Source organism: Paenibacillus timonensis (genome assembly GCF_022427145.1).
GTDB classification, from domain to species: domain Bacteria; phylum Bacillota; class Bacilli; order Paenibacillales; family Paenibacillaceae; genus Fontibacillus; species Fontibacillus timonensis.
This window is the reverse complement of the sequence record NZ_JAKSXN010000081.1, coordinates 1-20,076: the sequence shown is the minus strand read 5'-3', so window position 1 is coordinate 20,076 and position 20,076 is coordinate 1. Positions and strand designations below refer to the sequence as shown.

The window sequence follows — 20,076 nt, the reverse complement described above, 5'->3', positions numbered from 1 at the left end:
GTTAAAAAGAAGATATCTTATTTTTGAAGTATTGGCTGTTGGATATCTCCTTGACAAAGTTCGAAAGGGAGAAATCCTAAGCGAGGTGCGGGATGGAGGAATCTGCCCCACGAGGAAGGAATTCATGCCGGATGCCGGAACCGCGGCTGGTTTGCCAGACTTGTCCGGTTAAGCTAAAATGCAAAGTAAGTCGTACCTATAAAGTATTGAAGAGGGGTTCGCATATTGTCTATGTTCTCCAGAGAAGACCTGATCGGATCGTTGATTTTTCTCCTTATCCTGGGCGTCGTTGCCGTTTGGAATCTGCGGAAAATGAGTTCCGGGAGCTACGACCTTAAGGCGTTGCGCAAACGCGGCCTGATGTGGACCGAGGTGGCGGTCGCCCTGTTCCTTCTGCAAATGCTGATGCGCAAGGGGGACAACCGCTTTCTGCTGATCCTCGGCATGGTGGTGCTGTTTGCCGCAAGCCAGTGGCTGGGAGCCGTCTATTTAGAACGCAAGGAAAACAAGGGTTCGAAAAAGTAATCAGCTGGGCAGCGGCGTGTTCCGTTCCGCGGTCACCCGGATGGATTCGCCGCCCCGCTTAACGTCGTACATCGTGGCATCGGCGAGCCGAAGCATGTCCTCCAAGCTGGCGTTTCCGTCCAGCGACATGCTGATGCCGATACTGGCCGAAACGCCGATCAGCGTTCCCCGGTACACATAACCTTCCGCTAGATTGGACCGAATCCGGTCCATGACTTTGATGACCCCGTCTTCATTTAAATCTACTAATAGAATCACGAACTCGTCCCCGCCCATGCGGCAAACCATATCCTCGGCCCGCACCAGGGAAACCAGCCGGCCGGCGATATGCTTCAACAACTCATCCCCGGCTTCATGCCCGAACGTATCGTTCACTTCCTTAAAATTGTCCAGGTCCAGGAACATCAAGGCCACCGGCTTGCCGTTCCCTTTCGTTTCCTCAAATTTCGCGGTGAATTTCGTCCGGTTCGCCAGTCCCGTCAATTCATCATGAAACGCCAAGTAGTGAATGGTTTCCTCCAGATGCTTTCGTTCGGTGATTTCGATAATGACGCCTTCCAAACGTACGAGGTTTCCGAGCGAATTGAAATGCGGCCGTCCCCGGCTCTGGATCCAGATGATCTCTCCGTTGGGACGGACAAACCTGCACTCCTTGACCGAGTGGGTCCTTTGGATGATCATCTCCTGCTGAACCTCGTAGAACAAGTCCAAGTCATCGGGGTGGATCATCTCCTGCAACCGGCTGATCTGCCCCTTCATGCTTTCGCGAGGATAGCCGGTAATTTGCTCGAAGCCGTCGGAAACCTCCAATTCCATCTTGGAGAAATCATAGGTCCAGATTCCAACGGATACGCTTTCAAGGATGTCGCGCAGGCGCTGTTCGCTGTCTTCGGCGCGTTGGGACAATTTCTTGGTCACCAGGATGTAGATGGCCGTAAACATAAGGATAAACAATCCGTAAACCAAGAAATACGTTGCGTCGTTCAAATTCAATTGTCCGCTGAACAACAGCTCCCTGTGGGCAAATACGTAATATAACCCCGATACCAGGTGAAGCGTGCCTGCCAAGGCAACGGCCGCATAATTCAGATAAATCAAGCTGAGGAGCGGCAGCAATCCCAGAAATATATAACTCGTCACGGTCATGTCCTCCATGACCATCACGTTGAGATAAACGGACAGCATGACGATGGTCAACACCATCGTAAAACGCGGCCATTTGCGGCTGCCGACCATTCCGGCAAGCACCAGGAGCATCGAGCCGCCAAGAAGCGGGATTTCCGCATCGAGGCTCCGGTTGACGATCATGAGGAGCACACTGGAAATGGCAAAAAATCCGGCCAGTAGCCTCAACATCCAGACGTTTTTGTTATGAATTTGATGGGTATCCATTCGTTCCTTACCCCCTTGATGTGAGGCTAAACCACAACCCTGATGGCTGGGAAATTTTAGGTACAAAGTACTACGTCTAAGGAAATATTATACTACAATCACAAAATAGTGCTACACGTTTTTGTTGACAAAGGTCCAAACAAAAAAAGCCGGAGTCGTACTCCGGCTTTGGGTTTATGCATCTGATCCATCAAGGTCAGGATTACGGCACGTATTGCTGAACGATCCGCACCACTTTGCCGTTCTGAATCGTCAGGTGATACGGGAACTGGCTAAGATCGAGCAGGTCCGTTTTCCCAAACAGTTCGCCGAATCTTTGCAAGGATACCGCTTCATCCGCCACGATCCCGATGTCCTCCGGCCGACCGGTGCGGTCATAAATTTGCAGCCGGATCTCGGCATCCGGGGAAACCGGATAAGCGACCGCTTCCTCGGCATCATTTACGATATAATAACCGTCCGGCGGTCCGTCGATCCCGGCATCCGGCTCGCGTTCAGCCATAATCGCCGACGCTTCCTCTCCCTGATACCACAAAATCGGATCTCCGGTCAGCGTTCCGCCGCCGCTTTCGAGATTAACCGCGCTTAAATATACCGTAACCGTCTCCGGTACCCAGATTTCCGCCGTCCCGACGGCTGCCGTTTGATTTCCCGCCTGCGGAAGGGTTCCTACGGACGCCGGTGCCTTGGCGTCGAACGCAGGCAGCATGACAACCAGCGCCAAAGGAAGCAGCGCTGCAAACCAGTTTTTCATCTCAGGTCCGCCTTTCCATGTCAGCACATCAGACGAATTCATCGCCTCAGGATATCCATTGTATGGCTTACAAGTTCATTATATGACGGCCCGCCGAAAAAAGGGTCTCACCGAGGTTAAAACGGGTAACAAAATCTTCTTCAATTCCTAATGCGCCGGGAAAAAGGCCAGCTGAATCACGAAGATCACGCCAAAAACGTAAAGCAGCGGATGAACCTCCCGCCCTTTGCCGCTAACCAGCTTCATCACGGGATACGTGATAAACCCGACGGCAATGCCGGTGGCGATGCTTGCCGTGAGCGGCATCATCAATAGGATGGCGAAGGCCGGAAACGCTTCGTCGAACGATTTCCATTGGATCCGGGCCAGGCCTTCCATCATGAAGCACCCGACGATGATCAGTGCGGGAGCGGTAATGGCCGGAAGTCCCGAAATGGCCCCCACCAACGGCGAGATGAACATCGACAACAGGAACAGCACCGCTACGACGAGCGACGTCAAGCCGGTACGGCCCCCCGCGGCCACGCCGGTCGTCGATTCGATGAAGGCGGTCGTCGGGCTTGTCCCGAACATCGAGCCGACGGTGGTCGCCGTCGCATCGGCGAGCAACGCGGCTTTGGCCCGCGGGAGCTCCCCGTTCTTCATCGCGCCGGTTTGTTCGGTCACGCCGATCAGTGTGCCGGTCGTGTCAAACAACGTCACGAGCAGGAACGCGAATACGGTCGTGTACAACCCTTGGCTGAAAACGCCGGACAAATCCAGGTCGAAGAACACCGGAACCGGCGGGGCGGACACGAAGCCGTCCAATTTAAGCTGCCCGGTGAAATAGCCGAGCACCGCGGTCAGCGCCATGCCGATGAACAGCGCGCCGGGAATGCGGCGGGCCATCAGCACAAGCGTGACGAATACGCCGAACAAGGTCAGCAGGGTCACCGAACGGTGCAAATCACCGAAAGTAACCAGGTTGTCGGGATTCGCCACGACGATGCCGGACATTTTCAGCCCAAGAAAAGCGATAAATAACCCGATTCCCGCGGTAATCCCGAACTTCAGCGAATCGGGAATCGCGCGGATCAGCGCTTCCCGCAGCCGGGTCAAGCTCAGCAGCAGAAACAGAACACCGGCAAAGAACACCGTGCCGAGCACCGTCTGATAAGACAACCCGGTGCTGGCGACGACGCTCGTGAAATAGGCGTTCAACCCCATTCCCGGCGCGATGGCGATCGGATGACCGGCGAACAGCGCCATAAACAGCGTGCCCGTTACGGCCGCGATGACGGTAGCCATAAACACCTGGTCAAACGGAACGCCCGCAGCGCTGAGCACCGCGGGGTTGACCACCAGAATGTATGCCATCGCCAGAAACGTGGTTAACCCGGCGAGCAGCTCGGTTCGGATGGTCGTTCCCTGTTCTTTCAGTTTAAAAAATCGTTCCATAAAAACAAATACCCCTTCCTTATGTACCTTCTTGTTGTCAGTATAGCCATTCCGGGAGTTTGTCTTCCCTGGACGGCTTTCTGTCGTTGGCCGCGCTTAGGCGTCGATCCAGCCCTTGGTTTGGTCGCGGACCATCCCTGCGAGGACATCCAGCCATTCCGGCTGATCGTTCAAGCAGGGGGCGACCGCAAACCCGTCGCCGCCCGCGGTGCCGCCGCTTCGGAAGGCGAAGTCCTCCTTCGCTTCAACTCCCAGTTCATATAACGTCTCCAGGCAGTCGGTCACGAATCCGGGAGCGAACACCAGCGGCCGTTTCGCGCCGCTGTTGGCCAAGCGCTGCAGCAGTTCCCCTGTGGAGGGACCCAGCCACGTTTCCGGACCAAACCGCGATTGGTACGCGATGTCCCATTGCTCCGGCAGCCAGCTCATCGCCTCCGCCAAGAGGCGTGCGGTTTCGCGGCATTGCTCCGGGTACGGGTCGCCGTCGTCGGTATACCGCTGCGGAATGCCGTGAAAACTGAGCAGGAAGCGGTCCGGCGGTTGCGGAAGGCGCTGCAGCAGCGCAGCCAGGTGCGTCTGCATCGTGCGGATATAGCCGGGATGGTCGAAGAAGGCGCCCGCCAGGCGAAGCTCCGGCACAAACCGCTTTGCGGACGGCCCCGACCGCCTAGCCTTGCCGAGGGCGGCAAAGCAAGCCGCATCATAAATGGCGGCGGTGGTCGTTGACGAGTACTGCGGGTACAGCGGCAGGACGAGAATGCGGTCCGCCCCCGCCGCTTCCAGGCGGCTCATCGCCTGGGCGATGTCCGGTTCGCTGTAGGCGAAGCCCAGCTCGACCTTATAGCCGCCGCCGAGCCGCTGTTGCAGGCCGGCTTGCTGCCGGCGCGAGATCGCCAGCAGGGGCGAGCCCTCTTCGCCCCAAATGCGGGCATACAGCCGGGCCGAGCGCTTCGGGCGGACGGCCAGGATGACGCCGCGCAGCAGCGGTTGCCACAGCAGCGGCGGGTAATCGATGACGCGCCGATCGGATAGAAAACGGCGCAAAAAGGGCCGGACCGCCTTGGCGGTCGGCTCGGCCGGCGTGCCGACTTGCGCCAGCAGCACGCCGATCACGCGGGATGATTGGGACACGATCGATTCACTCCCGTTCAGTTTGGATTTTGCTTGCCACTCATCGCTTGTAAGCAAAAACCTCCTATGCCATCATCCCTGTTCGCCGCCGGATGTTCAATCGAATTCCGCAAGTTTTCCAGAATGTTCACATTTATGAAGCGCAAAAAACCGGCCCGGCGGAAGCCTCTCCACCGAACCGGTCTCTGCCAGCTCCAAAGCGTAACCGGCTGTTATTCCCTTGAGTTTAACGTACTTCCGGCTGAACCTCCGGCTTGAATTCCGGATGGCTGCTCACCGCTTCTTGCGGTTCTTCCGGCGCGTAGGTGCGCCGCAGGAACAAGCCGATCAGCAATGCCACTACGCCGACGTACATCGAAATCGTAAAGGCGTTCTGCATCCCCGACACCAGCGCATTCCCCAGTTCGGCCGGATCCTGCGGATTCGCCGAAGCCTTCAGGTAACGCTCCTGGCCGTGCGAGAAGATGCTGATGAACAGGGCGGTGCCGATTGCGCCGGACACCTGCTGCAGCGTGTTCATGATCGCGGTACCATGCGGATACAGGCTGCGCGGCAGCTGGTTCAGCCCCGTCGTTTGGCCTGGCATCATCACCAGGGAAATCCCGATCAACAGCGCGATGTGCAGCGTGATGACCTCACCGGTTGAGCTGCCCGTCGTCAAACCACGCATAAACCACAATGTCGCGATGACGATGATAAGTCCCGGTGCGATCAACGCGCGTGGGCCGAATTTATCAAACAGCCTGCCCGCTACCGGCGACATCAGGCCGTTGATCACCCCGCCGGGAAGCAGCACAAGCCCGGCTGCAAACGGCGCCAACAGCAGCGCTCCTTGCAGGTACATCGGCAGAATAATCAGCGTTGAGAACAAGGTCATCATCATGACCATCAGCAGCACTGCCGATAAGGCGAACATCGGGTATTTAAAGACGCGAACGTCCAGGGTTGGCTCAGAGACTTTCAGTTGCCGCCAGACGAATAAAACCAAGGCGATAAATCCAGCAATCAGGCAGGCATAGACGACCGGACTTGACCAGCCTTCCCCTTCCCCTGCATGGCTGAATCCATATACGATGCCGCCGAAGCCGATCGTGGACAGCAGAATGGACAACAGATCCACCCGCGGCTTCGTCAATTCCGAGACGTTCCGCAAATACATCGCGCCGTAGATGATGGATAACACCGCCAGCGGAATGACCAGATAAAACAGCCAGCGCCAATCCAGCGCGTCCAGAATGAGGCCCGACAAGGTTGGGCCGATCGCCGGGCCAAACATGATGACCAGGCCGATTGTGCCCATGGCCGCGCCTCTTTTTTCCGGAGGATAGATGGTCAGAATGGTGTTCATCATCACCGGGAGCAGCAGCCCCGTCCCGATCGCTTGAATGATCCGTCCCAGCAGCAGCACGGCAAACGTAGGCGCAATGCCGCAAACGACGGTTCCGACCAGGAACAGGATCATCGCCGACAGGAACATCTGGCGCGTCGAAAACCACTGGATCAACAGCGCCGTAATCGGCACCAAAATTCCGATAACCAGCATATATGAAGTAGAAAGCCATTGTATCGTTGAAGGCCCCACCTTCAGCTCTTGCATCAAGTCGGTGTAGGCTACGTTCAGCAAAGTTTCGTTCAGAATGGACACAAAGGCCCCGATGACCAGGGCAATCGTAATGGGCAGACGCCTGATCCCTTCCACACCGGCTCCTTGAGCCGATGACATCGTTGACGTATTCATTTGTAGGGTTACCTCCACATCTTCCTATTTTGGACTTATCGTCTCTTTGTAGGTTTTTTATATGAACAAGGCAAGGCTTGCCTTGGGGTTTGATCCACCGATTCCGCTTCTATTAGACCATTCTATATATAAAATTTTAAATATAAGGTCGCGAATCTCCTTCCCTGTTGGCCGCAAGGGCCCTCCATGCCACAGCGCTCAGCAAGGAAAAAGCCGGGGAACCAGTCGGGCCGCCGTGCGCAACGGCTGGCTGCTCTTCTGCGTCAAGCACATGATGATCGAGCCTTCCACAATGCCGTTAATGAGTAACGCCAAATCCGCCGATTCTTCTGCGCTGTAGCCAGAGGCGATGAATTTCTTCTCGAATTCGGCCATCCAGGCGTTGTATACTCCGCAGCAGGCTTGGCGGATGTTCTCGTTGCTGCGCGCGGTCTCGTGAGCGACGATGCCGATCGGCACCCCCAACTCCGCATCCTCGCGGTCATAATTGTCGGCAATGAGGAGCAGCAGCGCTTGCACGGCCCCGACTGCGTCCTTCGTGGAGTCCAGTACGGCACGTAAGCTCGCCAAGGTGACGTTCTTCGTATAAGTGACAGCTTCACACGCTAGTTGTTCTTTGCCTTCAGGAAAATGGTAATACAGCGACCCCTTCGGTGCACCGCTCAATTGGGTGATTTGATTCAGCCCCGTCGCGTTGTAGCCTTGGTTCTGCAGCAGCTTTGCCGTTGTCTCGATGAGCAGTTGCCGGGTTGGGTTCTGATTGGGCATGTATACCGGTACCTTTCCGCATAGATTAGACCGATCGGTCTACATGATGATAAACGATATCCAAGTCCGGTGTCAACACTTCAGGTCCGGTATGACCCTATTCATAACCGAAGGTACATCTCATGCAGGCTGATTTTGTCGCGAACGAACCCGTGCCGATCCAGAAATCCTTCCAGCAGCGCATTGTCGGGCGTAGAGGCCGTGAACTTGACGATGCCCAGTTCTTCGCGGGCGGCGGCGAGCAGCCGGGTGGCAACGCCTTTCCCCCGATGCAGGTTGCTGACGATCAGCAGGTTGATCTTGCCGCTCGGACTGATGGAGAGGCCCCCCGCCCATTCGCCGTCCAGCCGGACGCCGTAATAGGCGTTGGAAGGATTTCGCTGCTGATATTCCAAGTCGTTTTGCCAATTGATGTGAAAATACTTCCAGGCACTTATCATGTTGGCGAAAACCTCGAACTCGATCCGTTCCACCGGCCCTCCCGCAGAAGCCCCGGACGGGGCTTCCAATCGGGAGGCATCGGGAAGCGTGTAGAACGAGACGTCGTAAACGCGGCGGTATCCCCTTTTCAGGTAAAAAGCGATCGCCCGGTCGTTCCCGGCGATAACCTCCAAGAACAGTTGCTTGCAACCGGCTTGCAGCGCCTCTTCCCGGTGCAGGTCCATCAGACCTGCGCTTACGCCCTTGCCTCGGTATTCCGGGCTGACGGCCAGCGCGCCGCAGCGCATCGTCCGGACGGTTTCATAGACCTTCATGCCGCCCAGGACGACGCCCACGGCTTCGTCGCCGTCGAGAGCCACGAAGGAGTGCTCCCGCGCGTTGCCTTCCGGACCGAAAAAACGATCCGTAAACTCCGCTTCGGTCAAATTGAATTGGATGATGTAATCGGCGAATCCGCGCTGAAACGCCTGATAAATCGTGCTCGTGTCCAGGTCTGTTCCCCGTACGTATCGAATCATCGTCTCGTTCCCCTTCTCCTCATTACCAAGCGTAGGCTTTAGGCGCTTCTCCGCCCGGCCCCGGGAAAATTTCGTCGATGGCCTTGAGCGTTTCCTCGTTCAACTCAACGTCGACGACCCGCAAAGATTCCTCGAACTGCTGCAGCGTCCGCGGGCCGATAATCGGCGCCGTAACCGCTGGATGAGCCAGCGTCCAGGCCAAGGCCACCGTGGCTTCCGACTCGCCCAGCTCTTTACAGAGCTTGCCGAAACGCTCCAGCTGCGGGCGCAGCTTCTCGATGCGTTCGGTTTGCTTGGCCGTACGCGAGCCCGGCTGCGGATTCAGATTCCCGCCGAGAATACCGCCGTCCAGCGGGCTCCAAGGTATGACGCCGATCCCCAGCTCCTCGGCGGCGGGCAGAACCTCCAGCTCCGGCAGGCGGCACAGGAGGCTGTACTTATGCTGTTCCGAGACAAGCCCCAGCGCGCCGCGGGCCTTGGCCTCATATTGCGCTTTCACAAGATCCCGGCCGGCAAAGTTGCTGGATCCGACGTAGCCGATCTTGCCTTGTTTTTGTGCAACGTCAAAAGCATTCCATAACTCATCCCAAGAGACGTTCCGGTCGACATGATGCATTTGGTACAGTTCGATATGGTCCGTGCCGAGCCGCCGCAGCGAATCTTCCAGATGGCGGCGGATTTTATAAGCCGATAAGCCGGGACCGCCTTCATTCGGGTCTGCTGCAGGGTCGCTCATCGCCCCGTACACCTTTGTGGCCAGCACGACTTTCTCTCTCCGGCCGCCGCCCTGCGCGAACCAGCGACCGATGATCTCTTCGGTCCAGCCGCGATGCGAAACTCCGCCGTAGACGTTGGCCGTATCGAAGAAATTGACGCCGGCGTCAATCGCCGCGTCCATAATTTTAAACGCTTCCTTCTCATCCGTCGTCGGCCCGAAATTCATCGTTCCCAGGCACAGACGGCTGACCTTCAATCCGGTTCTTCCCAAACTGACGTGCTTCATGTCAACAACCTCCTTAGGCATTTTATTGGATGTAAGCTTACGTGATGGATTACCAAGTCCACACCCATTATATACCAGAAGAGGAATCCGGGGAAACGCCTAATCCAGTGATTCCGCCCAAGAACCTAAGAAGCCTCCGGCCACCCACCTGTTAGGGGGAGCCGAAGGCTTCTCATTTTGGCCTAGAGACTCTCATTGCCGCCGGACGGCGGAGCCGGGACGGGGCAAAGCCCCGCCGGTTCCGCACCCGGTTCGGTTTCGACATAGTGCTTGAGCAGGGACAGCTTGTTCTCCCAGAAACGCTCGTAATACGCCAACCAGCGTTTAAGCTCCAGCAGCGGATCGGCGTCCAGACGGTACCGCGTCTCCCGGCCGACCCTGCGCTCCTGCACCAGTCCGGCTTCGGCCAAGATGCGCAGGTGCTTGGATACCGCCGTCCGGCTCATCGGGAACCGGCCGCTGATGTCCTTCAACGGCATTTCCCTTCCGCCCAGCAGCTGCAGAAGCTCCCGGCGCGTCGGGTCGGCGATCGCCTGGAACACGTCATGCTTTGCAGAAGAAACCGCCTCCGCCATGGCTTACACCCGCACGTATTCGGCCAGCTTGCCGACTATGCCGGCCCAGCCTTGATCCATGTTGCCGCGTACCACTTCGTGCGGCTGGCCGAACTCGGTCACTTGGTCGACGCTCCAGCCGCCGTGGATCACCGTAAATTCCGTTTGACCACCTTTTTCCTCCAGCTCAAACGTGAGCGTCCAGTCCTTGCCCCAATTGAACGATAACCGGCGCGGGGGATCCAGAACCGTCACCTTGCATGGGGAGTCTCCAAACGGACCGGCATGCAGGACAAATTCATGCCCTTCTACCGGCTGAAAGGTATTCGGCATAAACCACGCTGCGATTCCCTCCGATGTCGCTACCGCTTCCCATACCCGGGAGATCGGCGCATTCAATAGGATCGTGTGCCGGATGTCCGGCAGCTTGCCCGCGTTATTCTGATCCATCGTCTATTCTCCTCTTTGCTCCTGATTTTGGTTTTATGAAACCAAATGGTTTCCTGACAAAATCGATTATATGACACCATTAGGTTTCATGTCAACATAAGAAATCTAGTCAATAAGGGTTTATTGCCCCCATTTGTTGCATTTTATACAACATTTTGAGGTGCAACCTTTGCTCGAAAAACTGCCATCTTGATCAATCCCTCTAAAAAGACCCGCCCCCCTGCGAAAAGCAGAGGGGCGGGTCTTTCTGTCTGAGCTCTGTTACGATTTGCGGCGAATCTCGAACAATCGGGCCGAAGGCGCAGGCGGTAAGGTGACCGTCAGTTGGCCTGCTGCGGGGTCCCAATCCCAGGCGCAATCCAAGTCCTGCGGGTAGGCACATCGGATGGCCAGCGCCTCCCCTTGCAGCGATGAGAGCGGCAAGGCCTGGGACGAGGTTTCCCCGCGGGTCCGCCACACGGCGAGGTAAACCGTATCGCTGCCCGGCCGGCGCAGGCCTAAGCTGATCCAGTCGTCCTGCTGCTTCGGCAACCCGAGCGGCCAGAACGGCAGCGCCTCCGGAATGTCGGCGCGAATCGTCTTGTAATAATCCAGCGCTTGCTTCACAAGCTCCCGGCGGCGCGGGCTTAATTCAGCCAGATGGCCGCTTTGGTGCACGCGCAGAAGCAACGCGTTGACCATGTTGAAAACGACTTCCTCGTCGTCGCCTTCCCGCAGCGGGTACGACCAGATGGCGGATTGCTCCGGCGTCAGCGCGGACGGAGACGCGGCGGCGATCGCCGCATAGTTCACGTAGTTCTCCTGATCGCTGGTCGATTGGATGCTATGACGGCTCAACATCGCGTAATCCATCCGCATCCCGCCGCTGGAGCAGTTCTCGATCACGAGCTCCGGGTAATGTGCGAAGATGCGATCCAACCATGCCAGGTACGCGCGGTTATGCTGCAGCAGCCCGTCGCCGAAGCTATCCGCATCCGCTTCCGTCCCGATCCCGGCGTTGATGTTGTAATCCATCTTGATATAACCGACCCCGTAATCTTCCACTAACCGGCGAATCACCTCATCGGCGTGGGCCACTACTTTCGGGTTGCGGTAATCCAACTGGTACCGGCTGCGGTCCATCACCCGTTTGCCATGCCGGAGGAAGAACCAGCTGTCGTCCGTGTCCGCCAGCTTCGGACTGTTAATGCCCATAACCTCCAGCTCGAGCCACAACCCCGGCACCATCCCTTTGCTCCGGATGTAGTCGAGCACATATTTGATTCCTTCCGGGAACCGTTCCGAAGACGGCAACCACTCCCCCACGCCGTCCCACCATTCGCCCGGAGCGTACCAGCCGGCATCGATGCAGAAGTATTCGCAGCCCGCTTCGGCGGCGGCGTCGATCAACGGCAGCAGCTTCTGCGTCGTAGGGGAACCCCAAAGGCAATTCATATAATCGTTGAAGATAATTCGCAGCTCCCGGTTATCGGCGTTTGGCCGGCGAATCCGGCGGCGGTAAGCGGTCAGTTGAGCGATCGCCTCTTCAAAGCCGCCATTCGCCGCCCCGACCGCAACCGGAACGCTGACGAACCGTTCGCCCGGCTGAAGCGATACCCACCAGTGGTTATCGTGCTCGGTCGGGCCGCTGAGGAGCAGAGTCAGCTGGTCAACCTGGTCGAAGATCTCCCAATGCCACGAACCGTTATGCTCGATCTGCCAGAACAAGCTGCTGTTCGTTTCCCGGTTCTCCAGCACGGCCATCGGAATATGTTCGGCAGCGGACCAGGAGCCTGTATTGCTGCAGGAGATCCGTTTGGAGCTGCGGTCGGTCAAATGGGATAAACCGAGCTCCGGCAAACGATACGTTCGCCATTGCAACTCGCTTTGCCATCCGGTATGGGGGATGGATAATACCATTTTGTCGTCCCGATCCTGACTGCCTTCCTTATCCAAACCGGTCAGCGCGAAGGAAGAGACGTACTCCACGCCCACCGCCTTTGACCCGGCATTGTACAATTCCGCCCAGGCCCGGACCGTTTGCACTCCATCGTAGAATTGAACGTGCTGCACAGCCTCCAGCCCGGTCTTCGGGTCGCGGAGCGCAACCTCCAGCTTTCGCCCGAATGCGTTGCGGCCGTTGGTATGGCCGGCGTAAACCATCCGCAGCCCCGGATACGAAGCCCGATGGGTTCGTCCGTGGTATTCGGCCCGGTCCTCTCCGGTCAGCTGCAGCTCCATCAATCGGAAGCCCGGTTGGCGTTCCTCCAGGACCTGCGCTTCGTTCAGCGCGGTTGCCCCAAAATGAAGCAGCCGCACATCCTTCTCCTCCGTCACCTCCAATACCAGATGTAAGCCGTTTTCCCGAAGCTCGATTCTGCTCATCACCCTCGCACACCCCTTCGCCAGTCGTAAGTAAAAAACAAAACCCAGCACCGGAGGTGGTGCTGGGTTCATTTGCGTTTAAAGAACAACCGAGATTCTCGATGTTTATTGAGCCGAACCCAGTTGTACCCATGCTTGTTCGATTTCGGTTACAGCCTGATCCTTCGATTTGCTGCCGCCGATGTAGGCTTGCATGATCTCGCCGAATTTCTGATGGAACGTATCCAGCGAGTAGTTGATCGCAAGGTCGCCCGACGGCTCGGATTTCAGGATTTCGTTCATTTGCTTCGGCATATCCAGTTCTGGAAGCGGAGCGTCCTTGATCGGAGGAATGACCTTCGCTACCGTAGAGAACCAGCTCTTGCCGTAGTCGGAAGTGTACAGCCAGTTAAAGAATTCGATCGTCTCGTTCACAACCGCGGAATCCTTGTTAATGCGCAATGCTTGGTCCGCACCGGTGATGATCGTTGCTTGCTCTGCTTTGTCGCTGACCGGATACCCGGCGATGCCGATTTGGATGTCCGGAGTAATTTTCTTGATCGCTTCTTCGTCCCATGCGCCTTTACCTACCATGATGGCTGCTTTGCCCGATGCAAAGTCGCTGACTTGCGCATTGCTGTCGCGTTCCAGCGGTTTGTCGGTGCCATGTTTCACCGTCGTATCCACGAAGTTAAAGAAGTTGTTGTACAGGACAGGGTAATCCTTGATTTTGACGTCCCCGGCGATAAAGCTGCCCACCAGGTCTTGCGTCGTTACGCCGGCGTCTTGTGCTGCCGCGTTCACGAAATGCTGGAATACGTGTTTCCATACCCACCATTCTTTGTACGCATTGGCGAAAGGCGTGATGCCTTTAGCTTCCAGCTTGGCGATGGCGTCGTCCAGCTCAGCCGTCGTTTTCGGGAAGGTCGTGACTCCCGCTTCTTCCAACAGCTTCTTGTTGTAGATCAAGGAGAACAAGTTGCCTTTAACCGGCAATCCCAGCACTTTGCCGTCGGAAGAGGTCATATTGGCGCGTACGGCGTCCGTCATGGCCGCGGCCAGCGGTTGATCCGTCAAATCGGCGCTGTATTCGGCAAAGGTGTCGATGTCGCCGCCCGCCGTCGTTTGGAATACGTCAGGCGTACTGCCCGCCGCGATTCTCGATTTCAATACCGTGTTGTAGTCGGCTTGCATGATTTCCAGGTTGATCGTGACGTTGGGCTTCACTTTCTTATATTCCGCGATGTAGGCGTTAAACGCATCGGTATATTCCGGAGAAGCCGTAAACATATTGATCGTTACCGGTTTGGAATCATCCGTCGCACCGCCGTTTCCGGCACCCGCGTTGTTCGCTCCGTTATTCGCCGCGTTATTGTTGCCTCCGCAAGCGGATAACAGGCCCATGAGCAGCACAAGGCTGAAGGACAGGGCCAGGATTTTTTTCTTCATTACTAACGCCCCCACTTTCTTTTGGTTGTCATTTTCTTTTAGAGGTAGTGGTTCACTTTCATAAGTGGTAATCGCTACCTTCTATGCTCCCTATTCTAAAGAAAAGGCTCGGGTGAAAAAATGTAGATATGTGGTGAGTTAAGGGTAAAAAAGTGGAGTTCTCCCGAGAGTTCACTTTTTGACCCTTTCCTCCTGCTGCTGGCGGTATTCGGACGGGGACAGGTCATAGTAATTCCGGAACGCCTTGCTAAAGTAGTTCTTATCTTTATAGCCCAGCATTTCGGAAATCTCCTGGATTTTGAGCGACGAATCGTCCAGCAGCTCTTTAGCCTTGTCCATGCGGACCTTTTGCACGTATTCGTGGATACCGCAACCATATTGTTGCTTAAACAGCTTCATCAAATACTCGCGGCTCAGAAAATACTTCTCCGTGAACACGGAAATTTTGATGTCTTCAAAATAGTGATTGTCGATATACTCCTTGATATCCTCAACGCTAAACGGACGGCCGGCGGCCATCGAGCGGCGGACCTGCTCATGATAATACTCGGTTAAGTCCTGCAGCAGCGCTTCGAACTGGTCAAACGCGGCAACATCCGTGCGCAATCCAAGCGCCTGCAATGCCCGATCCCCGCCGGACGAAGGAAGCTTGTCCGCCGGGACGCCAAGCTCGGAAGCCGTATCGTTCATCAGTACGACGATTTCCCGCAGCAACCGGTCGGCAGCGCCGATGCTGCAGAAGCCGGAAGTCCGGATGCTCTTGGCGAATTCGGCCATGACCGATTTGGCATGGTTCAAATTCCCCGCCTCCAGCGCGCCCCGCAGGATCGGCATGCGGCTGGAGAAGGAGAACGTCTCCTTGATCGCCGGCTTGTCGGCCTCCCCGATAACGGCATTCCCTTTGAGCTTCAACAGATCGACGCCCTGGATGCCGGCCACCGCCTCTTCATAAGAGCCGGCCAGATCCAGGACATCCTCGCAATACCGGCCGATGCCTCCGGCGGCCTGAACGCCAAACAAACCGCTTAGCGTCGAAACGACCTTTCGCATCAGCTCTCCCGCACGGAAAGCGATCTCTTGCGGATAGCCGCCCCGTGCCGTGTAGACCGCGATCATTTCCCGTTCCTGCTTCGGATTGGCAAAGCTGAAGCACTGCAGGCTGTCCACGGCGACATCGTTGATGACGTTAGCCACGGCAAAATACAGCAGCTCCCGGTCGCGATTAAACCGGCTGTCCCGTACGGATTCCATGTTCATGATCCGCAGGACGAGCACGCCGAACCGATGATTCGGGTCATCCGCGCCGATCAGCGGCAGGAACGCCTGACTGCTTTGCTTTTTAAAGCTGCGCTCAATAATCGATAGATAAATTTTCTCTTTCAATTTCGGAAGCGATAGATTAAAGGCAATGTTCCGGGTGATCGATTCGCTTTGAATCTGACGTTTGGCCTTTAGCACGTCGACCGCTTTGCGAAGAGCCTGGTTCAAGTCCTGGCGATTGACCGGCTTCAACAGGTAATCCACCACTCTGGCATGGATCGCTTGACGGGTGAATTCGAAATCGTTATACCCGCTGATGACGATCGTCAACAGCTCGGGGTACTCTTGCTCCACGATCCGCAAGAATTCGACCCCGTTCAGCTCGGGCATCTTCATGTCGACCATAACGATATCCGGCTTGTGCTGTTCCAGCAGCTTAAGACCCGCCTTGCCGTCGGTCGCTTCCCATATTTCGTCAACCTCAAGGTCCTGCCAATTCCCCAATATCCGAATCGCTTCCCGTAGCGGTTCCTCATCATCGATAATCAACACTTTATACATGACTGCTGCCCCCCCGAGGTATCAACATACGCATCTCCGTGCCGCGCTCATCGCTTAGGATGCTTAGCTCGGCTTCTTCCCCGTAGAGAAGCTTCAGGCGGGTGTACAGGTTTTTGAGCCCGATGTTCTCCCCTTCCTGCTCCTCCCAATCCTGGCGGAACGAAGCCTGAATTTGCTCCATGCGCTCCGGGGAAATGCCCGGTCCGTTGTCCCGCACGGAAATCGCGGCATGGGTTTCGTTCAGCTCGGCACGGATCCGAATGGAGATGCCGCTCGACATTTTCTCCAAACCGTGCTTGATGGAGTTTTCGATCAGGGATTGAATGGACAGCTTGGGAATTTGCAGCTCCTTGAGGGCCTCTTCCCACTCGACCGTCACCTGCAGGCGGCTTCCGAACCGGGCCTTCTGCAGCGCCAGATAACGTTCGATGTGCTTCAGTTCCTCCCTAGCGTTTACGATGTCTTTTCCACTTATGCAATATCTTAGCGTTAATGCCAAGGCATCCACCATATCGGCCACCTCGTCGTCCCCGCTCTTCAGCGCTTTGGTCGAAATCGCCTGCAGCGCGTTATACAGAAAGTGCGGGTTAATCTCCGCTTCAAGCGCTTTGAGGATGGCGTTCTTCTCCACCAGCTTCATCTTATAACGTTCGTTGATCAAATCGTTCGTCCGCCGGACCATCCGGTTGAAGTGCCGCGATAGATAGGCGATTTCGTCCCGGCCCTTCACCGGGATTTCCGCGTCAAAAGTCCCTTCGCTAAAGCGCCGCATTTGGAGGGACAAACTTTTGAGAGGACTCGTAATTTTATTAGAGAACAACGTGACCAGAATGATCGAAATCAGCAGAAAAATCATCCCGATCAAATACCCCAGGTTCCGCGTCGCCTTCGCCGCCGCGTAAATGTTGCTGTACGGGATCGGTTTGACCAGCTTCCAGCCCCCGTTAGCTTCTATGTTATAAACGATCAGGTATTGGTGGCCCTCCTCGTCGGTCCAGGTCAGCGGCTTCATCGCCGTGTCCTCCCCAAGCCGGGCAAGCCATGGCGCTTGGCTCACCTGATCCAGGAAGGCGGGCTCGTCCGCGTGAAAAGGGACGTTGTCCGGGTCAAGGTACAGAAGGTGCTCGCCGTTCTCGAACGGAACATCCCTCAGAATCTGGTCTTTTACGGTCGGTTTCAAATAGAAGGAAATCACCGCTTTCGGATCGCGGGTTACTAGGGAACGCAGAACGCGGTGATAACCCATAAAGTCAGGCTCCTGGGCCATGCTGTAACCCGACTTGGCCCCCGGCACGATAAACGATTGATATGACTGGTTATGACGGCTCTCCATCGCTTGCTGGTACCACGGCTGATCCGGAATTTCCTCCTGGTAACTCGCCCGAACCGTGACGTTATAAGCTTCGCGCGTGATGGAGTAGTATTTGTGCTGATCGATCAGGTATAAATAAATGCTCTCCAGGTCGTTTCGCGAATAGAACAGCTCGCGCAGATAATCCTCCAGGTACATTTTCGACGCATAATCCGATTCTTCGGTCATGATCGCCTGCAGGATATCCTCATAGTGGATTTGCGGCAAGGACAACTGCTCCACGCCGGCGAGGTAGTCCTCCAGCTTCTGGTTGACCAGCTTCAGATTGTTTGCCGTGCTGGCCATGCTGTGGTTCACCGATTCCCGCTCTAGCATCTGATAGGAGATGATCGTCAGGAGGCTGACCACCAGAATAATTATCGTCGTAAACAACAAAATAAGCTTATTGACCAGTTTGCGAGAAACCCGGTCAGTAAGCGTCGTTAGCATGCTTCGGATGCGGTTGAACATAGCCCCTCATTTCTAGTACGCCGGGGAAAAAAGCGAGTTCACCTTTTTACCCTTAACTGTTTTCTTAAATCCATTTTGGCGGCAAAACCGCTGTTTTATAATCATTATAGCCGAAAAAGCTAAGGTGTGCAGGGAACCGGCATCACCCGATCTTTTAACAATACGTCACGAAAAAGAGGTGCCATTATGTTCAAACTAGGGAGAAAACGGGGCGAGAGATTAGAGTTTGGCGTATTCACGCTGCCGATTCTGATTTCCATCATCGCAGTCTTCTATTATCCGTTTGTCATGACGATCCGTTATTCCCTGACCAAGTGGAACGGGATATCCAAACATCCGAAATTTATCGGACTCGACAATTTCAAGCAAATTTTCATGGGCGACGCGAACTTCTCGCACGCCGCCTGGTTTACGATCAAATACGCGATTCTTTATATCGTGCTGATCAACGTGCTGGCGATTTTGCTGGCGCTGGTACTCGATATGAAGCTGAAGTCGACCAACTGGCTGAGAGCCGCCTTCTTTATTCCTTATATTCTTAGCTTGGTCATCGTCGGCTTTATCTGGAAATTCATCTTCATGCAAGGCTTCGAGTCGCTTGGTCAAAGTACAGGCTGGGGCGTATTCGCTCTAAGCTGGCTGGGTGAACCCGGACTCGCTTTCATCTCCGTGTTGTTCGTATCCATCTGGCAATCGATCGGGTTCTACATGGTCATCTACATCGCGGGTTTACAGTCCGTTCCGGACGATTTGAAGGAAGCCGCCACGGTAGACGGCGCCGGCCCGTTCCGCAGATTCTTTAACGTTACCTTGCCGTTGCTTGCTCCATCGATTACGATCTCCGTCTTTATGGCGCTGACCAACTCGATCAAGGTATTCGACGTGATCCTGTCCTTGACCGGCGGCGGTCCAGGCGGCACGACCTACAGCGTGGCGTACGACATTTACCGCGACACGTTCCAGAACAACCTGTACGGCTACGGTACGGCCAAAGCGCTGATCCTGTTCGTAGCGGTGCTGATTATTACGGTGATTCAGCTCACCATCTTCAAACGCAGGGAGGTTGAGGCGTAATGAAAAAGAATACGGCAGGCCGCATTGTCCTGGAAATCGTGATGGTGCTGCTCTCGATCCTGTTCCTGTATCCGTTATTCCTGACGATCATCAACTCGTTGAAGAGCTTCTCCGAGGTCATGACCGATGTCATCGCTTTGCCAAAGAAGCTGGCTTTCGAAAACTACAGCTATGTTTGGGAGTTTATCAACTATCCGCGGCTGTTTCTGAATAATGCCGTCATCACCATCCTCGGCTTGGCCGGGATCGTGCTGATCTCGTCCATTGCCGCGTACAAGCTGGCCCGCACGAAATCCAAAGCCAGCTCGATCATCTACTTTATCTGCATCATGCCGATGCTGATTCCGTTCCAATCGATCATGTTGACGGTCCTGCAGATGGCGAAAAACTTCCATCTCTCCGACAGCACCTGGGGACTCGGCATTCTGTACTGGGGCTTCGGCGCTCCGCTGGCCCTGTTCATCTACCACGGCTTCGTGAAGGGGATTCCGAAGGAAATCGACGAAAGCGCCACGATCGACGGGGCCTCCGGCTTCCGGTTGTTCTTCAGCGTCATCTTCCCGCTGCTGAAATCGGTAACCACCACGATCATCATCATCGACGTCATGTGGATCTGGAACGACTTCCTGCTCCCGCTGCTCATGGTGAACGGCTCGCCGGCAACCAAGACGCTGACGCTGGCCGCGTACACCTTCGTCGGACAATACACCTCCGACTGGCAATACGCGATGACCGCCATGGTGATGGCCGTGCTGCCTTCGATCATCGTATTTATCTTCCTGCAAAAATACATCGTCAAAGGCGTTGTCGCCGGCGCGGTGAAAGGTTGATCTATTCTTTGAAGCGGAATTTGAAC

The 20,076-nt window shown here is 55.8% G+C and carries 17 protein-coding genes; 3 read left to right on the top strand and 14 right to left on the bottom strand.

Going from position 1 to position 20,076, the window contains the following annotated elements:
• Positions 1-231 precede the first annotated feature (231 nt).
• On the top strand, positions 232-525 hold the full coding sequence (locus MJ257_RS22470; protein WP_240271349.1) for a hypothetical protein: 294 nt from the start codon (positions 232-234) through the stop codon (positions 523-525).
• On the opposite strand, the gene MJ257_RS22465 is transcribed toward MJ257_RS22470, so the two are convergent.
• The 14 genes from MJ257_RS22465 to MJ257_RS22400 all read right to left on the bottom strand — a co-directional run bounded on the left by MJ257_RS22465 (position 526) and on the right by MJ257_RS22400 (position 18,146).
• Positions 526-1,917 carry a sensor domain-containing diguanylate cyclase gene (locus MJ257_RS22465; protein ID WP_240271348.1) on the bottom strand — a complete coding sequence of 464 codons (1,392 nt, stop codon included), beginning with the start codon at positions 1,915-1,917 and terminating at the stop codon, positions 526-528.
• A 202-nt stretch (positions 1,918-2,119) separates the two neighbouring features.
• Positions 2,120-2,671, bottom strand: coding sequence for a hypothetical protein (locus MJ257_RS22460; RefSeq protein ID WP_240271347.1), 552 nt, complete (start codon positions 2,669-2,671; stop codon positions 2,120-2,122).
• A gap of 147 nt (positions 2,672-2,818) precedes the next feature.
• Complete coding sequence (locus MJ257_RS22455) at positions 2,819-4,108, bottom strand: NCS2 family permease (RefSeq protein ID WP_240271346.1); 1,290 nt, start codon at positions 4,106-4,108, stop codon at positions 2,819-2,821.
• A gap of 96 nt (positions 4,109-4,204) precedes the next feature.
• Complete coding sequence (hemH, locus tag MJ257_RS22450) at positions 4,205-5,239, bottom strand: ferrochelatase (RefSeq protein WP_240271345.1); 1,035 nt, start codon at positions 5,237-5,239, stop codon at positions 4,205-4,207.
• Positions 5,240-5,465: 226 nt separating this feature from the next.
• Positions 5,466-6,962, bottom strand: coding sequence for an MDR family MFS transporter (locus MJ257_RS22445; protein ID WP_372489879.1), 1,497 nt, complete (start codon positions 6,960-6,962; stop codon positions 5,466-5,468).
• A 213-nt stretch (positions 6,963-7,175) separates the two neighbouring features.
• Positions 7,176-7,745: a TetR/AcrR family transcriptional regulator gene (locus MJ257_RS22440; protein WP_240271343.1), complete on the bottom strand. Its 570-nt coding sequence runs from the start codon at positions 7,743-7,745 to the stop codon at positions 7,176-7,178.
• A gap of 101 nt (positions 7,746-7,846) precedes the next feature.
• Positions 7,847-8,704 (bottom strand): GNAT family N-acetyltransferase, encoded by an 858-nt coding sequence (locus MJ257_RS22435; protein WP_240271342.1) that lies wholly within the window; start codon positions 8,702-8,704, stop codon positions 7,847-7,849.
• A gap of 22 nt (positions 8,705-8,726) precedes the next feature.
• Positions 8,727-9,707, bottom strand: a complete 981-nt coding sequence (locus MJ257_RS22430; protein WP_240271341.1) for an aldo/keto reductase — start codon at positions 9,705-9,707, stop codon at positions 8,727-8,729.
• Between the two features lie 182 nt (positions 9,708-9,889).
• Positions 9,890-10,282, bottom strand: a complete 393-nt coding sequence (locus tag MJ257_RS22425) for an ArsR/SmtB family transcription factor (protein WP_240271340.1) — start codon at positions 10,280-10,282, stop codon at positions 9,890-9,892.
• A gap of 3 nt (positions 10,283-10,285) precedes the next feature.
• Positions 10,286-10,711, bottom strand: coding sequence for an SRPBCC family protein (locus MJ257_RS22420; protein ID WP_240271339.1), 426 nt, complete (start codon positions 10,709-10,711; stop codon positions 10,286-10,288).
• A 261-nt stretch (positions 10,712-10,972) separates the two neighbouring features.
• The gene (locus MJ257_RS22415) at positions 10,973-13,075 is read right to left on the bottom strand and encodes a glycoside hydrolase family 36 protein (protein WP_240271338.1); all 2,103 of its coding nucleotides are present in this window, start codon (positions 13,073-13,075) and stop codon (positions 10,973-10,975) included.
• A gap of 105 nt (positions 13,076-13,180) precedes the next feature.
• Positions 13,181-14,503: an ABC transporter substrate-binding protein gene (locus MJ257_RS22410; RefSeq protein ID WP_240271337.1), complete on the bottom strand. Its 1,323-nt coding sequence runs from the start codon at positions 14,501-14,503 to the stop codon at positions 13,181-13,183.
• 171 nt (positions 14,504-14,674) lie between these two features.
• Positions 14,675-16,324, bottom strand: a complete 1,650-nt coding sequence (locus MJ257_RS22405) for a response regulator transcription factor (RefSeq protein ID WP_240271336.1) — start codon at positions 16,322-16,324, stop codon at positions 14,675-14,677.
• Positions 16,317-18,146 (bottom strand): sensor histidine kinase, encoded by a 1,830-nt coding sequence (locus MJ257_RS22400; protein ID WP_240271335.1) that lies wholly within the window; start codon positions 18,144-18,146, stop codon positions 16,317-16,319. Before MJ257_RS22400 ends, MJ257_RS22405 begins: the two co-directional genes overlap by 8 nt.
• 186 nt (positions 18,147-18,332) lie before the next feature.
• Here MJ257_RS22400 and MJ257_RS22395 point away from each other — a divergent pair, with 186 nt between their 5' ends.
• Entirely contained in the window at positions 18,333-19,220 is an 888-nt protein-coding gene (locus tag MJ257_RS22395) for a carbohydrate ABC transporter permease (RefSeq protein WP_275693945.1), read from the top strand.
• A complete protein-coding gene (locus tag MJ257_RS22390) occupies positions 19,220-20,050 on the top strand; it encodes a carbohydrate ABC transporter permease (protein ID WP_240271334.1) in 831 nt (276 codons plus the stop codon). Before MJ257_RS22395 ends, MJ257_RS22390 begins: the two co-directional genes overlap by 1 nt.
• Positions 20,051-20,076 lie beyond the last annotated feature (26 nt).